12 protein-coding genes and 2 pseudogenes are annotated in these 14,463 nt (G+C 65.7%); 3 read left to right on the top strand and 11 right to left on the bottom strand.

The window, feature by feature from the left end; all coding sequences use genetic code 11:
• Positions 1 to 247 (top strand): annotated as a pseudogene (locus CSZ94_RS03910) (IS630 family transposase); the annotation flags it as partial.
• Positions 248 to 431: 184 nt separating this feature from the next.
• Here CSZ94_RS03910 and CSZ94_RS03915 read toward each other — a convergent pair.
• The 3 genes and pseudogenes from CSZ94_RS03915 to CSZ94_RS03925 all read right to left on the bottom strand — a co-directional run bounded on the left by CSZ94_RS03915 (position 432) and on the right by CSZ94_RS03925 (position 2,991).
• A pseudogene (locus tag CSZ94_RS03915) lies at positions 432 to 1,419 on the bottom strand (NADP-dependent oxidoreductase).
• Positions 1,420 to 1,458: 39 nt separating this feature from the next.
• A complete protein-coding gene (locus CSZ94_RS03920; RefSeq protein WP_102120314.1) occupies positions 1,459 to 2,268 on the bottom strand; it encodes an oxidoreductase in 810 nt (269 codons plus the stop codon).
• A gap of 102 nt (positions 2,269 to 2,370) precedes the next feature.
• On the bottom strand, positions 2,371 to 2,991 hold the full coding sequence (locus CSZ94_RS03925) for a TetR/AcrR family transcriptional regulator (protein WP_102120409.1): 621 nt from the start codon (positions 2,989 to 2,991) through the stop codon (positions 2,371 to 2,373).
• A gap of 166 nt (positions 2,992 to 3,157) precedes the next feature.
• Between CSZ94_RS03925 and CSZ94_RS03930 the strand changes: the two genes are divergently transcribed.
• A complete protein-coding gene (locus CSZ94_RS03930; RefSeq protein ID WP_102120315.1) occupies positions 3,158 to 3,427 on the top strand; it encodes a gamma-glutamylcyclotransferase family protein in 270 nt (89 codons plus the stop codon).
• Between the two features lie 39 nt (positions 3,428 to 3,466).
• Here CSZ94_RS03930 and CSZ94_RS03935 read toward each other — a convergent pair whose 3' ends face one another.
• Complete coding sequence (locus tag CSZ94_RS03935; protein WP_102120316.1) at positions 3,467 to 3,871, bottom strand: ribonuclease domain-containing protein; 405 nt, start codon at positions 3,869 to 3,871, stop codon at positions 3,467 to 3,469.
• A 483-nt stretch (positions 3,872 to 4,354) separates the two neighbouring features.
• On the opposite strand from CSZ94_RS03935, the gene CSZ94_RS03940 reads away from it, so the two are divergent.
• A complete protein-coding gene (locus tag CSZ94_RS03940) occupies positions 4,355 to 4,618 on the top strand; it encodes a hypothetical protein (protein WP_146009730.1) in 264 nt (87 codons plus the stop codon).
• Here the strand turns inward: CSZ94_RS03940 and CSZ94_RS03945 are convergent.
• The 7 genes from CSZ94_RS03945 to CSZ94_RS03970 all read right to left on the bottom strand — a co-directional run bounded on the left by CSZ94_RS03945 (position 4,588) and on the right by CSZ94_RS03970 (position 14,460).
• Complete coding sequence (locus CSZ94_RS03945) at positions 4,588 to 6,537, bottom strand: cytochrome c/FTR1 family iron permease (RefSeq protein WP_102120318.1); 1,950 nt, start codon at positions 6,535 to 6,537, stop codon at positions 4,588 to 4,590. The two genes, CSZ94_RS03940 and CSZ94_RS03945, sit on opposite strands and share 31 nt — an antisense overlap.
• A gap of 150 nt (positions 6,538 to 6,687) precedes the next feature.
• Entirely contained in the window at positions 6,688 to 7,389 is a 702-nt protein-coding gene (locus CSZ94_RS03950; RefSeq protein ID WP_102120319.1) for a hypothetical protein, read from the bottom strand.
• Between the two features lie 94 nt (positions 7,390 to 7,483).
• Positions 7,484 to 8,518, bottom strand: coding sequence for a zinc-dependent alcohol dehydrogenase (locus tag CSZ94_RS03955; RefSeq protein ID WP_219725964.1), 1,035 nt, complete (start codon positions 8,516 to 8,518; stop codon positions 7,484 to 7,486).
• 11 nt (positions 8,519 to 8,529) lie between these two features.
• Positions 8,530 to 8,832 (bottom strand): hypothetical protein, encoded by a 303-nt coding sequence (locus CSZ94_RS27515; protein WP_146009731.1) that lies wholly within the window; start codon positions 8,830 to 8,832, stop codon positions 8,530 to 8,532.
• Between the two features lie 30 nt (positions 8,833 to 8,862).
• Positions 8,863 to 11,295 (bottom strand): glycosyltransferase, encoded by a 2,433-nt coding sequence (locus CSZ94_RS03960; protein WP_102120321.1) that lies wholly within the window; start codon positions 11,293 to 11,295, stop codon positions 8,863 to 8,865.
• Positions 11,292 to 12,515: a TIGR04063 family PEP-CTERM/XrtA system glycosyltransferase gene (locus tag CSZ94_RS03965; RefSeq protein ID WP_102120322.1), complete on the bottom strand. Its 1,224-nt coding sequence runs from the start codon at positions 12,513 to 12,515 to the stop codon at positions 11,292 to 11,294. Before CSZ94_RS03965 ends, CSZ94_RS03960 begins: the two co-directional genes overlap by 4 nt.
• A 4-nt stretch (positions 12,516 to 12,519) precedes the next feature.
• On the bottom strand, positions 12,520 to 14,460 hold the full coding sequence (locus CSZ94_RS03970; protein ID WP_102120323.1) for an XrtA/PEP-CTERM system amidotransferase: 1,941 nt from the start codon (positions 14,458 to 14,460) through the stop codon (positions 12,520 to 12,522).
• Positions 14,461 to 14,463: the final 3 nt, after the last annotated feature.

A 14,463-nucleotide genomic window follows, 5' to 3' on the forward strand; every position in this document is an offset into this window, starting at 1 on the left:
CACGCCGACGTCCGCCTCCTGGCTCAACATGGTCGAGCGCTTCTTCCGCAGTTTGACAACGGATCGACTCCAGCGCGGAGTCTTTCGTAGCGTCCATGAACTGACCGTCGCAATCCATGAATATATTGCGGCCCATAATCAGAATCCGAAGCCGTTTGTATGGACCGCCAAGGCTAACGACATCCTGCAAAAAGTGATCCGTGCCAATCGGAGGCTTAGTTCAAAGAATAACGAAGCACTACACTAGCTGGGTCGAAACCGGCCGGACCGCTGTTGACGGCCAGCCAGAACATCAGGCCGACACGGAAGAACCACACGCCGCTGACCGCCAGGAATAGCCGCAGCGCCCAGCGCCGGTGCGCGTGCCCTTACGCGTGGCGTGAATGACACGGCACAGTTGTAGCTGCGGGGCAGCAGCGCAACTTTGCCCGTCAGCCGCAGCTGTCTGTACCATTTCCGGAAGATGTGATTGCATTGATGGGCAACTGCAGCACCACCTTGCCGCGCGCGCGCCCCTGTGCCAGGTAAGCAAGAGCCTGTTTTGCCTCAAGAAAAGGAAATACCCGGTCGATCACAGGGCGGATGCTTCCCGTTTCCAGCAGGCCGGCGATCTGCGCCAGCTGGCTGCCGTCGGGGCGCACGAAGTGGAAGGCATACTCGGCGCCGCGCCGCTTTGCCAGGCCGATGATCTTGCGGCTGAGTAAACCAAACACCAGTTTCAGCACCACGTTCATGCCGCGCGCGCGGGCAAAAGCCACGTCTGGCGGGCCGATCAGCGAGACGACATGGCTGCCGGGCTTGACGATGCGCAAGGCCTTTTCCAGCCCGTCGCCGCGCACCGTGCCCAGCACGGCGTCGTAATCGCGCAGCACCTCTTCGAAGGCCTGTGTCTTGTAGTCGACCACTTCATCGGCGCCCAGGCCGCGCACCAGTTCGACGTTGGCCGTGCTGGTGGTGCTGCCCACGCGGGCGCCCAGGTGCCTGGCCAGCCTGCAACTGCATGCGCTCATGCATGGCTTGCCACGCCGTCAAGCCCACCATGGGAATCGACGCCGCTTGCACGAAATCGAGGTTGGCTGGCTTGAGGGCGGCCGCAGGCTCGAGCACGACGGCAAATTCTGCCAGGCTGCCATAGGGCGTGTCGAAGATGCTCGCATACACGGCGTCGCCCACCCGGAAGCGCGTGACGGCGCTGCCCACGGCGACGACGGCGCCGGCCAGGTCGCTGCCCAGGGTGGCCGGCAAGCGCAGTTTTAATATCGGCTTGAAGTCACCCTTGGGGATCAGATAATCGATGGGGTTCAGTCCCACGGCGTGCACCTGCACCAGCAATTCGCCGGGGCCGGGCGCGGGACGGGGCAGTTCGCCAAACGCAACATGATCGAGGCCACCGTATTGTTTGAGTTGCAATGCTTGCATGATGTTCTCGCTGAAGGATGGAAAAGGGCGGAGAGGCGTTCAGGCCAGGCGCAGGTCCTTGCGCAAGCCGGCGTCCATCAGCGCGGCGGGCATGAAACGGCGCATCAGGCGCAAACGCCCTGCCAGAGGACCAGCCGTGTAGCGCGACTTCGGCTGGCGTGCCTGCGCCGCCGCCAGGACGGTTTCGGCCACCGCGCCGGGGTCATCGGCGCCGGCCATCAGTTCCTGCAGCCGGCGCATGACAGCCGTGCGCACCTGCCGGTAGGCGGCGAGCGGCATGTCGGGCGCCAGCAGATTGGCTTCGAACGTGGTGTTTGTGTAGGCCGGTTCGATGACGCTGGCGCGGATGCCCCAGCCGCGCACTTCATGGTCTAGCGATTCCGTATAACCTTCGATGGCGTGCTTGGTGGCGGAATACAGTGCGCCGTAGGGCATGGGCAAAAAGCCCACGACGGAACCGATGTTGAGGATGCGCCCGCCGCCCTGAGCCCGCATGTGCGGCAGCACGGCCAAGGTCATGCGCACGACGCCGAAGAAATTCGTGTCGAAGATGGCTTGCGCCTGGGTAATGCTGCTTTCCTCGGCGCCCGCCGGGGCCACACCGAAACCGGCGTTATTCACCAGCAGGTCGATGCGGCCTTCCGCCTGCATGACGGCAGCGACGGCCGCCGTCACCGAGGCATCGCTGGTGACGTCGAGTGCCAGCATCGTGTAGCCAAGCCCGGCCGCCTGGTCGCCGCGGCGACTGGTGCCGTAGACCATATAGCCGGCTTGCGCCAGGTGCCGGGCCGTGGCGGCGCCGATGCCGGACGAGGCGCCGGTGACCAGGGCAATCTTGTGGTTTTTCATGGCAGTTCCTTCAGTGATTGACAGCTTGAGAAATGGAATATGACCATCATCATATTATTGTTGAAAAAAGCCCGGAGCGGACCAGCGCCACGGGCAGCACGGCTAGCTTGTTGCGGCTGGAAACTGCGCCAAGGTGGCCGCGCACAGCGCGTCCGACAGAGCGGGTTCGTCGACGGCGCGCGCCAGGATGGTGGTGCCGATCATGGCGCAGACCATGGCCATGGCTTGTGCGTGCGCTTCAGGCTGGCCCCAGTTCGGCAACTGGCGTGCGAACAGGTCAATCATTTCCTTGATGTGGATGGTGGCGGCGCGCCGCACTTCGGGCGCCTGGCGCGGCATTTCCGAGCCCAGCGCCGACACGGGGCAGCCCAGTTCGATGGCGGCGATGTGTTCGGGCGACAGATACGCAGCCAGCATGGCTTGCAGCGCCTGGCCGGGCGGGGCGGCGGCCGCTACCCTGGCCGCCAGCGCCACCGCTTCGGCGCCCGCGCGGTCGCCCGCTTCGGCCAGCAGGGCGTCGCGCGAAGCGAAGTGCGCATAAAAGCCGCCGTGCGTCAGGCCCGCTTCCTTCATGATGTCGGCCACGCTCGTGCCCGCATAACCGCTGCGGCGGATGGCGCGCGTGGCCACCTCGACGATGCGTTCATGGGTGGCTTCCTTGCGGCTTTGCGCCGCGGGTTTGGCAGCTGAGTTGTTAGATGATTTCTGCATGACGGTCATCATATAGCAATTTTCAGCATCGTGCACGCTGTGCGCCGCCACACGATTGACCTGCCCCACGGTGCAGGTGAATAATGTAATGGCCCGATTTCAGCACCATCGCGCTACCCATGGACTGGTTTCATGACTGGCTGGGTTAGCTGGAATAAGGAACGACAAAGGAGCGGCAATGACATCTTTTACAGCGGAAACGCCAGAACAGCTGTTTTCCTACGGCACCTTACAGCAGGCCGATGTGCAGCTGGCCACCTTCGGGCGCCTGCTGGACAGCCGGCCCGACCAATTGCCCGGCTACCGCCTGGCGCTGCTGGCCATCTCGGCGGATGAATTGCGGCAGGCGGACCAATACGAGGTGGCCGCCTACCGGTGCGAGCGCGTCACCCTGGCGTCAGGCATGCAGGCCTGGGCGTACGTAGATGCGCGCGATGCGACGCCGTGACCGCTGGTTCCGGCGTCGCTTGAATTGGAAAAAGAACGGCTAGTTTTTCAGGCTGCAGAAGGAAGTATAGTGGTCCTGCGTATAGTAGCGTTCCACCAACTTGCGTTTGCCCGCCGGAGTCTGCACCAGCAGTACCGCACGATGCGAACCTGCCCCGCCGTCGCCGCCGATACCCAAATAGTATTCATAATAAACCTCGTCCTTGCCGGCGGCGGGGAGGCGCTTTTCATTATTATTGAATACGGTATTGCCCGGCCCACCCGCCACCGCGCTCGTCTTGGCGTTGCGGTAGGCGTCATATTCGCTATTTTGCGGGGTAGGCAGGGTTTTGCTCGGTTCCCTTTTGCCGCAGTCAGGGATCTTCGCCGCATAGGCATGGGAAGATAACAGGGCGCCTGCCATAACAAGACCCAGCGACCATATTGTTGCGTGTTGAACTTTCATCGATCAGCTTTCGTTGGTGGTGCGTTTAACGGATAGGCTTCTTTTGATACGGGATACGGCCGGTGTTCGGTCGACCGGTGCAATCTCTGCAATACTGAATATAGTTAAAATTTTGGAAATGTAACTATCCAATTGTCACCTGCCGACAATAGTTTTATGTCTTCTTCAGAGAAATAGGAGGGATGCGGAGACAATGGCGAACAGATGGATGGTGTCATGCTGCGGGAAATAAATGCAAGGCTGGGCGCGCAGAGCAGTCGCATAGTCAAGCGCATTAACGTGACAATGTTACGAGGTTTTTTTGATTGGCAATTCGTTATGCTATGTAGCAGTTATTCATCGTCAATCTTTAACTTCTGATAAGAATGTGCATGAGCCATGACCACCGCGCTTGCGCCTGCTGCAACCTGCCTACGCTGACAAGCGGCCTGTTAACGTAAATGGATGGCTGCCGATGGCAGCGAGCAAGTGGCGGCACTGGGCATGGCCGGCGGCATCATCATTGCCACCGGCACGCAGCAAGATATGCGCCAGGCCATGCAACAGCAGCAGCCGCGCGATGTCGACCTGAACGGCAGCCAACTGGACCCGCTGAGCAGCACGGTGCCCATCCTGCTGATGAACTCTTCCAGCCACCTTGCCTATTTCAATACTGCAGCGATTGGGGGCTGGCGGTCACGCCCTTGCCGGCGGGTTTCAAGGGGCGAGTTTCAAGCTCAGGCCGGCTTGTGCTTGCCTGCCGAATAACGGTTCCAGCCATAGCCGGCGACGATGATGGCCAGGATGGCCGCTTGCGCCAGCAGGGTTTCCGCCGTGGGCAGGATACCCAGCAGGTCGATACGCATGAAATCGACGGGAGTCACACCAATCCAGCCCGCTTCTTGCAGCGCGGCCACGCCTTTACCCATCAGTATCACGGCCAGCACGGCCACGAAGGCGGACGTCCACGAGAAGAACTTGCCGATTGGCATGCGGGCGCTGGTGCGCAGCAAGGCCCAGGCGATCACGACCAGCAGCACGATGGCCACCAGGAAGCCGCCCAGCAAGGCGCCGCCATTGCCGTCCGCCGCCAGGGCGGAATAAAACAGCACGGTTTCAAAGACTTCGCGGTAGACGGCGATGAAGGCCAGGGCGAACAGGCCCCAGGCGGAGCGGCGTGACATCGCTGCCGTGAGTTTCTCGTGCAGGTATTGCTGCCAGCGTCCGGCGCTGCTCTTCTGGTGCATCCACAAGCCCACGCTGAGCAGGACCAGGGCCGCAAACACGGAACCGAGCCCTTCGCTCACTTCCCGGCTGGCGCCGCTGATGGTGACCAGGTAAGTTGCTGCCACCCACGTCAGGCCGCCTGCCACCAGCGCGCTGGCCCAGCCCGCATGCACGTAGGGCAGCACATCGTTGCGCTTGGCCTTGCGCAGGAAGGCGATGATGCCGATCACGATCAGCAACGCTTCCACGCCTTCGCGCAGCAAGATCGTCAGGGCGCCGATAAAGGTCGTCATCGGCTCGGCCTTGGCGTCGCCCAGCTCCGCTTCCACATGGCTGAACAGTTGTTGCAGCTTTTCGCCCGCCGCCTCGGCGTCCGCTACCGTGCCCTTCGCAACGGCGGAACGGTAGGCCAGCATGGCGTTTTCCACGGCCAGCAGCAAGGACTTGTTGCGCGCACCGACCATCGGTTCGATCGGCTCGAAACCGTCCAGGTAGGCCGACAGGCCCAGGCGCGTGGCGGCCGCGCGGTCACCCGCGTGCACGGCGGCCAGGCTTTCCGCCAGGCGCAAGCGCGACAGGGCCAGGCCGGCCGGCTTGTGCGCTTCGGCCTTGTCGGGATGGCTGCGCAGGTACGCCGTCAAGGCTTGTGCCTCAGCCGCGCCCAGCTTGGCGGCCGCCACTTCCTGTGTCACGGTCGTCACGGCAGCCAGGTCCGCGTACAGCTTTTTGGCCCGTGCATCGTCTTGCCACAGCTTTTCACCGTGTGCGCGCGCCGCCGCGTCGTGCGACATGCCGCCCACAAAAAAGGCCAGGTCCCAGCGCTCGTTGTCGGATAGCTGGCCAAAACTGGCCATCGAAGTGCCGGCCACGCCTTGCGAAATGACCTGGTACAGCGCCATCACGCTGCGCGACTGTGCCCGTTCGCCATCCGTGAAGGCGATCGGTTTCGGTTCCAGGCTGGCCGCCAGCGGACCGTCGCCGCCACCGGCCACGCCGTGGCAAGAAGCGCACTGGGCCGCGTAAAGGGCCGCGCCGCGCGCCAGCTTGGGCAACACTTTCGGCGCCACGGGAATCGGATATGCGGCAATCAGTAAGCCATTCGCATGGTGCGCCAGGCGCTTGACTTCCGCGCCATCCGCCTTGGCGACGACGGCCGCGCGCAGCTCGGCGATGGCGGCGGCGATGGCAGCCTGCGACGCGTGGGCGGGCAGGGCGCCGATCTGCGTCGTTGCGTTGTCGGTAAAATCGAGCATTTCAGCGTATTCGGCCTCGCTGACCACCTTGCCATGCTCGACCGCGCCGCTGTAATCGACGGCAACGTAGTCAATCAATTGCCACAACTGCTTGGCGCCGGCGCCGGCATCGGCCACTTGCGCCTGCGCGCCGCCGGCCAGTAACAGGCTGAGGCTGGCAGCGACGAACGGATAGCATACGAGCCATTTTTTCATTTTAATGAACATGATTCTCATTCTCATTTCTTGTTAACCCGGCGACTATAGGACAGACGGTGCAGGGTGTCAACGGCGCACGGGTGCGCCTGGACACCCCCGGGTTAATATTCTTGACCGGGGCAGCGTGGCTGGGAAATGGAACGAGGGGGAGGGAGCTTATTACTTCGCTGCCGGTTTCGCGTACAGGCCTCGGGCCAGGCTGCTGTCTGCATCGTCCACTTGCAGGCCACCCTTGACGACGCGCAAGGCCAGCTTCTGGAACGCCTGAGCCCGCAGCCACTGGCTGTCGGTGACGGCGAACGCGGCGATGCGTTCCTGCGCGCGCGCGGGCGGCACGGCCAGCCATTGATAGTCGGCCTGCGCGCCTTCGCGGCGCAAGCCGGCGCGTACCCAGCGTTCCGACGCCGGCATGTGGACGATGGCATCGCCGTTCGCCGTGCTGACGGCCGTGGCCGTCTTGCCGCTCTGCGCCTCGAACCTCACTTCCACGCCAGCCATCGGTCCCAGCCGGGGAAAGCCGACGATGGCTACCCACAGGCCCGCTTCGGCAGCTTTCTGGAGGCGCATTTCCGCTGCCTCGAACACGCGAAATTGCGGCTCCTTGCCGCCGTTACCCGTCACCAGGGTCAGCGTGTCCCCGGCAACACGCCATGCGCCGCTGGCTTGCTGGTCGGTATTGCCGTAACTCAGCATCCACTCGAAGGTGCCGTCCTTTTTTAGCAGCAGTTCGGAGCCCGTTTCCATGACGCCTTGCAAATAATAGTGTCCGGGCAGGGAGGGCGCGGACTGGTCGGCCGTGCTGGCAGCAAGCGGCCAGGCCAGGGCGGCGCAGGCCAGCAGGCAAGAAAGAGAAAGTTTCATCGATGTGTCCTTTGCAATATGCAATTATGGCAACAAAAATTCATTTGCCGTCGCACGACACACCGGCGCAGTTGGCGCTCTGCTCAGCCGTAACTCAATTAGCGCTGAAATCGAGCACGACGCGCGAGGCAACCTTGCCTTGCTCCAGGCGGCTGAAGATCTCGTTGATGGCCGACAGCGGCTGCAATTCGATGCCGGCCTTGACCTTGCCATTGGCGGCAAAGGCAAGCGCCTCGGCCATGTCCTGGCGGGTGCCGACGAAGGAGCCGCGTATGGTCACGCAATTGGCGACCACGTCGAACAGCGGCGTCGGGAAATCGCCCGGCGGCAAGCCCACCAGCACGCAGGTGCCGCGCTTGCGCGTCATCGCCACGCCTTGCTGGAAGGCGTCGAGCGATGGCGCCGTGATCAGCACGCCGTGCGCACCGCCACCGGTCGCCACACGCAGTGCCGCGACGGGATCGCCCTGGCGGGCATTGATGATCACTTCGGCGCCCAGGGCGCGTGCGTGCTCCAGCTTGCCTTCATCGATGTCGACGGCCGCCACGCGCAAGCCCATGGCCAGCGCATAGTCGACGGCCAGGTGGCCCAGTCCGCCGATGCCGGATACGGCCAGCCACTGGCCCGGCCGCGCCCCCGTTTCCTTGATGCCCTTGTAACTGGTCACACCGGCGCAAATGATGGGCGCCGCCTGCACGGCGGACAGCCCGGCTGGAATATGCGCGACGTAGCGCGGGTCGGCCAGGATGTATTCGGCGAAGCCGCCATTCTTGGTATATCCGCCGAACTGCGCCTCGGCGCACACGGTTTCCCAGGCTGCCAGGCAATGTTCGCAATGGCCGCAAGCCGAGTAGAGCCAGGGCACGCCGACCCGGTCGCCCAGTTGCACCTCGGTCACGCCCGTGCCCATGGCCACCACCAGCCCGATGCCCTCGTGGCCGGGAATGAACGGCGGCGTCGGCTTGACGGGCCAGTCACCGCGCGCCGCATGCAAGTCAGTGTGACACACGCCGCAAGCCTCCGTCTTGACCAGGATCTGGCCAGGACCGGGAACCGGCACGGGAACCTCGCGCAACACCAGGGGCTGCCCCAGTTGTTCGACGACGGCGGCTTGCATGGTAGTGGGGATCATATTATTCCTTAGGAAGTTGGTGTGGCGTCAATCACGCGCCCTGCCATGGGCTGGTCAACAGACCCTTGCGAATGATCATATTCTGCTGCATGCGATTCGAAAATTGATTGATCTACATCAATGTGTGAGCGCACGGCGCCTAAAACTTCAAGAGCAGCGACTTGCGTGCGAAATTCGCCAGCCAGACCGGCGTTGATATCCCGATCCGTAGCGTGTATGCATTCGGATATTGCTTGGCAGGCGAGATCGCGCTTGTCGACGGCCAGCCCATTGCAAGTGATGCGGCAAGATACATGGATGAGTATGGACAAAGCTATTGCATCGAACTACAGGCTGCCCGCCTACGCCACTGCACTCACCACATAGCGGTACTTGCCCGACGCCTCCGCCGCGATCTCGTCGACTTCCTCGATGGCGATGTCGACCTGCGCACCCAGCCTGGCTTGAAAGCCCGTCACGATGACGCTGCGGGTGGCGTCGTCCAGGCGCGGCAGGCAAACCAGCACCACGCGCGTGCGCAGCAGGCTTTCCTGGATGATCTTGAAGCTGCGCACCTGCGGCAGTTCGCGCACGATGTAGACGAAGGCCAGGCCGTGCATGACGGTGCCATCGAGCGCCGTGAGGAAATCCGTGCTGCGTCCTTCGATCTTTTGCAGCAGGGGCAAACCGCGTCCGCAGGTGCACGCTTGCGTGCCCAGCGCGCCCACGTCGCCCGTGGCGTAGCGGATGAACGGATAATCGCGCGTGGCCAAATGGGTGACGACGATCTCTCCCGTGGCACCAAAGGGCAGTGGCTGGCCCTGGCCATCGACGATTTCCACGATGACGTCTTCGGCCGTGATGTGCATGCCGCCTTCCGGGCATTCGTGGGCGATGAAGCCCGCATCGCGCCCGCCGTAGCCATTGGCCACGGGGCAGCCGAAGGCGGCGGCGATCTGCGCGCGCTGCTCGTCGTACAGGCGTTCGGCCGTGACGAACGCCACTTTCACGCCCAGGCCACCGAGCGGCAGGTCGCGCGCGCTGGCATGGCTGGCGATGCGGCACAGGGCTGACGGGTAGCCAAACAGCATGCGCGGACGCCAGCGGCGCAACTGCCGGACATAGCCATCGAGGCGCGCGGGCGACATGGCAAAGGCGGGCAGCAGGGTGCTGCGCAGCAGCGCATCGCGCAGGCGGCGCAGCCGGTCTTGCGCCTGCAGCTCGATGGGCGAGCCCCATAGCACGGCTTCGCGGTCGCCGATGTCGACGCCCCACCAGCGCGTGGCGCGCCACTTGGCGGCGATGTCGTGGCTGATCCTGCGCCGTCCGAGGAAAAACTGCAGCGGCTCGCCGCTGGAGCCGCCCGTGGAGAACGGGCGCAAGCCCACCGCGCCGGCGGATTTGAAACTGTCGCGCGCACCGGCAATATCGCGCTTGCGCAGCAGCGGCAGACGGGCCAAGTCGGCCAGTTGCCGCACCTGCTCAGGGTCGAAGCCGCTGCGGGCGAACAGCGCGCGGTAATGCGGCACGTGCTCGCCCGCGTGGCGCAGCAGCGCACGCAGGCGCGCCAGCTGCCACTGCTGCAGCTGCTGCGCGCTCCACCACTGCGAGCGTTCCAGCCGGCGCAGCAGGCGCGCGCTGTGGTGGCCCTTGAACCATTCGTGCAGGGGAAACAGCCAGCGGGCCACGCAGCGCGTGTAGGCGCCGGGGCGCGGCGCGGCGCGGATGCGGCGGTAATGCGCGGCCAGGCCGGGCGCGATGCCGGGCCAGCCGAAAGTGGCGGCGTGCGCCAGGCCCGCATCTGCCATCGCCTGCGCGCGCGGCGGGTCGCGCAGCAGCGCCAGGATGGCCTGCGCCATGGCGGCCGGCTCGCCGGGCGGCACCAGCAGGGCCGTCACGCCGTCCTGCAGCAGGGCGGGGATGCCGCCCACGTTGGTGCTGACGACAGGCACGCCGCAGGCCAGCGCTTCGAGCACGGAAATGGGCATGTTGTCGGCCAGGCTGGGATTGAGGACGATGTCGCTGGCCTGGTACAGGGCGGGCATGGCGGCGTTGTCGACAGGGCCGGCGAAGCGCACGGCACCGTCCACGCCGAGCGACCTGGCCAGGCGCGCCAGCGCGGCGCGCTGCGGCCCGCCGCCTGCCAGCACCAGGCGCGCCGTGGGATAGCTTAGTCGCACGAGGGCAAAGGCGCGCACGGCGCTGGCGTTGTCGTACAGGTGTTCCAGGTGGCGCGCCACCAGGATGGACGGCCCATCGGCGGGCGCACGCGATGGCGCCGGCGCAAAGCGCTGCAAGTCCACCACGTTGGGCACGATGTGGGCCGTATGGCCATGCTGCTCGAAGATGCCGGCCAGGTAGGCCGAAGGCACGACGATGGCGCTGGCGCGGCGCAGGCTGAATGCCACCAGGCGCGGCGAACGCGCCAAAAAGGCGGCCGCTTCGCCGCCCCGGTAATTGAGCAGGGCCGGCTTGCCTTTCAGGCTGGCGATCCACAATGCCGGTGCCGCGTGCAGATGCCAGGACCAGCCGGAATTGGCCATGATGTGGAACAGGTCGACCGTGTTGGCCGTGCGCCACAAACGCCACAGGTACACGGGCAGGCGCAGCGCCGCGCGCAGGTAGCGGATGCGCGCCAGCCAGGGTGGCGCCACGGGGCCGTTGACGGCCAGCAGCTGCACTTGCGCGCCATCGTCGCGCAGCTTGCGCGCCAGTTGCTGCGTTTGATTGGCCATGCCGCCGGCCGGCGGCGGCAGCGGGCCGACCAGCGCGATGCGCAGGCCCGTGAAGATCATGGCGCCGCTCCCGCCGCCCTGCGTGCCGCAGCCACGCGCGCATACACGGGCGCGTAGCGGCCCACGCTGGCGCTCCAGCTGCGCTCCGTCTCGACAAACGCGCGCGCCTGGCGCCGCAGCGCCGGCCAGCTGGCGGGCGCCAGCAGCAGGGCGAGTATCGTTTGCGCCAGCGCCTCGGCGTCGCCGGCGCGAAACAGCATGCCCGTCTTGCCATGTTCGACCAGTTCGCGATGGCCGCCCACGTCGGACGCCACCACCAGACGGCCCTCGGCCATCGCTTCGAGCGGTTTCAAGGGCGTCACCAGTTCCGTCAATCGCATCGACAGGCGCGGATACACGCAGATGTCGAGCAACTGATAATACGCGGCCACCTGCGCGTGCGGCACGCGTCCCGCGAAGACCACGGCGCTTTGGACACCCAATTGCGCCGCCAGCGCGCGCAGCGCCGTTTCCTGCGGGCCGCCGCCGGCCAGCAGCAGGCGCAGCGCCGGCTGCGCCGCCAGCAGGCGCGGCAGGGCGCGCAGCAGCAGGGCCAGTCCTTCGTAGGCATAGAAGGAGCCGATAAAGCCGATGACAGGACAGCCATCCAGGCCCAGGCTGTGCGCCAGCGCGGGATCGGGCACGGCATCGAAGGCTCTGGCGTCGACGGCGTTCGGGATCACGGTGATTTTATGCGCGGGCACGCCGCGCGCGCACAGCTCGCGCCGCAAGCCGTCGCAGATGGTGGTGACGGCATCGGCGCGGCGCAGCGCATGGCTTTCCAGCGCGCGCGTGAGCCGGTAGCGCAAGCCGCCGGGCCGGCTGCTGCCATGGTCGGCGGCCGCGTCTTCCCAGAAGGCGCGCACTTCATACACGACGGGAATGCCCAGCGCACGGCCCGCGTTGAGGGCGGCGATGGCGTTCAGGGCGGGTGAATGCGCATGCAGGATGTCTGGCTGGAGCCGCTGCGCCAGTTGGCGCAGGCGCACGGCCAGGCCGATGATGACGGCCACCTGGCGCAGCACGGGCAGGCGCGCCCACCAGCGTGCATTCGGCGCCGTGCGGTAGAAATGCCAGCCGTCGACCAGCTGCTGCGCGCTGTCGGACGGCCCCTGCTTGGCACTGGTGAGCTGCATGGTGTGCCAGCCCAGCGCGCGCTGCTGGCGCAGGATGGCCAGGGTGCGAAAGGTGTAGCCGCTGTGCAGGGGCAGCGAATGGTCGAGGATGTGCAGGATGCGCATGGCGTCACTCCAGCGCCATGGCCGGCGCGGGCACCGGCGCCGGGCGGCCATCAACGGGCAGCACCTGGCGCAGGAAGGCCTCGAACATCAGCAGCGACCACAGGGGCGCGCTGTAGTCGCGCCGTCCGCTCGCATGTTGCTCGAGCAGCAGGCGCACGTAGTCCATGTCGAACAGGCCGCACTGCGCCAGGGTGGGACCCAGCAGGCGCTGTTGCAGGCGCTGGCGCAGCGGGCCGCGCAGCCAGTCGGCCAGCGGGACCGAAAAGCCCATCTTCTGGCGGTACAGCAGGGTGTCCGGCAGTAGCGGGCGCAGGGCTTTTTTCAGCAGGTACTTGCCGACACCGCGGCGTAGCTTGAATTGCGGCGGCAGGCCGGACATCCACGCCACCAGTTCATGGTCGAGCAGGGGCGAACGCACTTCCAGCGCATGCGCCATGCTGGCCCGGTCCACCTTGGTCAGGATGTCGCCGGGCAGGTAGGTTTTCAAGTCGAGATACTGCAGTTGCGACAGCGGGTCTTGCGCGGGGCTGGCCAGCGCGTGCCGACGCAGCACTTCCACGGCGCGGTAGCCGTGCAGGCTGCGCCGCAATTCTGGGCTGAACAAACGCGCGCGCATGGCGTCGCCCAGCAGGCTGACGCCGTGAAAATACGCATCCGTCGTGTCGCGCGCCAGGCCCTCGCAGGTGGTCTTGGCGCGCAGGAAACGGGGCGCCCAGTCGGCCTTCGGGTACAGCCGCCCCAGGGTGCTGAACAGCGACTGGCGCAGGCCGGCCGGCAGCAAGCCGCGAACTCTCTCCTCGCGCGCGTGCAGGCGGTAACGCCGGTAGCCGGCCAGGCTTTCATCGCCGCCGTCGCCCGACAGGGCCACCGTGACCCTCTGGCGCGCCAGCTGGCAGACGCGGTAAGTGGGCATGGCGGAACTGTCGGCGAACGGTTCGTCGTACAGGTTCGCCAGCAGGTCGATCAGCTCGAAGTCGTCCTGCTCCACCTGGCGCGCATGGTGCGCCGTGGCGTAGCGGCGCGCCACCAGGTTGGCATAGCGCGCCTCGTTGTACGCCGGGTCGCCGAACGAAATGGAGCAGGTGTTGACGGGCGTGGCACTGGCGCCGGCCATCAGCGCCACGACGGCGCTGGAATCGACGCCGCCCGATAAGAAAGCCCCCAGCGGCACTTCGGCCACCATGCGGATACGCACCGCTTCGCGCAGGCGCGCCAGCAGTTCGTCGGCCGCCTGCGCCTCGCTGGCGGGCGGATTCGGCGTGAAGGGGATGTCCCAGTACGCTTGCGGCGCGGGCAGCGGCTGGCCGGCGCGAATCGACAGGGTATGCCCGGGCGGCAGCTTGCGCGCGTGCTGGAAGATGCTGCGCGGCTCGGGCACGTAGCCGTAGGCGAAATACTCTTCCACGGCCAGCGGGTCGAGCACGCGCGGCATGGCCGGATGTGTGAGCAGGGCTTTCAGTTCGGAGCCGAACAGCAGGGTGCCATCCTGCGCCTCGCCGTAATACAGGGGTTTCACGCCCAGGCGGTCGCGCGCCAGGAATAGCAGATGGCGGCGCCGGTCCCAGAGGGCGAAGGCGAACATGCCGCGCAGGTGCCGCACGCAGCGTTCTCCCCATTGTTCCCAGGCGTGGACGATGACTTCCGTGTCGCTGCCGGTGCGGAACTGATGGCCGAACTGGCGCAGGTCGGCCATCAGGCTGCGGTAATTGTAGATTTCGCCATTGAAGACGATGGCGATGCTGCGGTCGGCGTTGAACAGCGGCTGCTGGCCGCTGGCCAGGTCGATCACGGACAAGCGCCGGTGCGCCAGCCCCAGCCCCGGTTCGCGGTGCAGCCCCCCTTCGTCCGGCCCCCGGTGGCGCAGGCTGTGGTTCATGCGCGCCAGCAGCAGCACGTCGATGTCGCGCTGGCCCTGCAAATCAAAGATGCCGCTGATGCCGCACATGGG

Origin of the sequence: Janthinobacterium sp. ROICE36, from assembly GCF_002869965.1 — a bacterium.
Classification (GTDB): Bacteria; Pseudomonadota; Gammaproteobacteria; order Burkholderiales; family Burkholderiaceae_D; genus Janthinobacterium.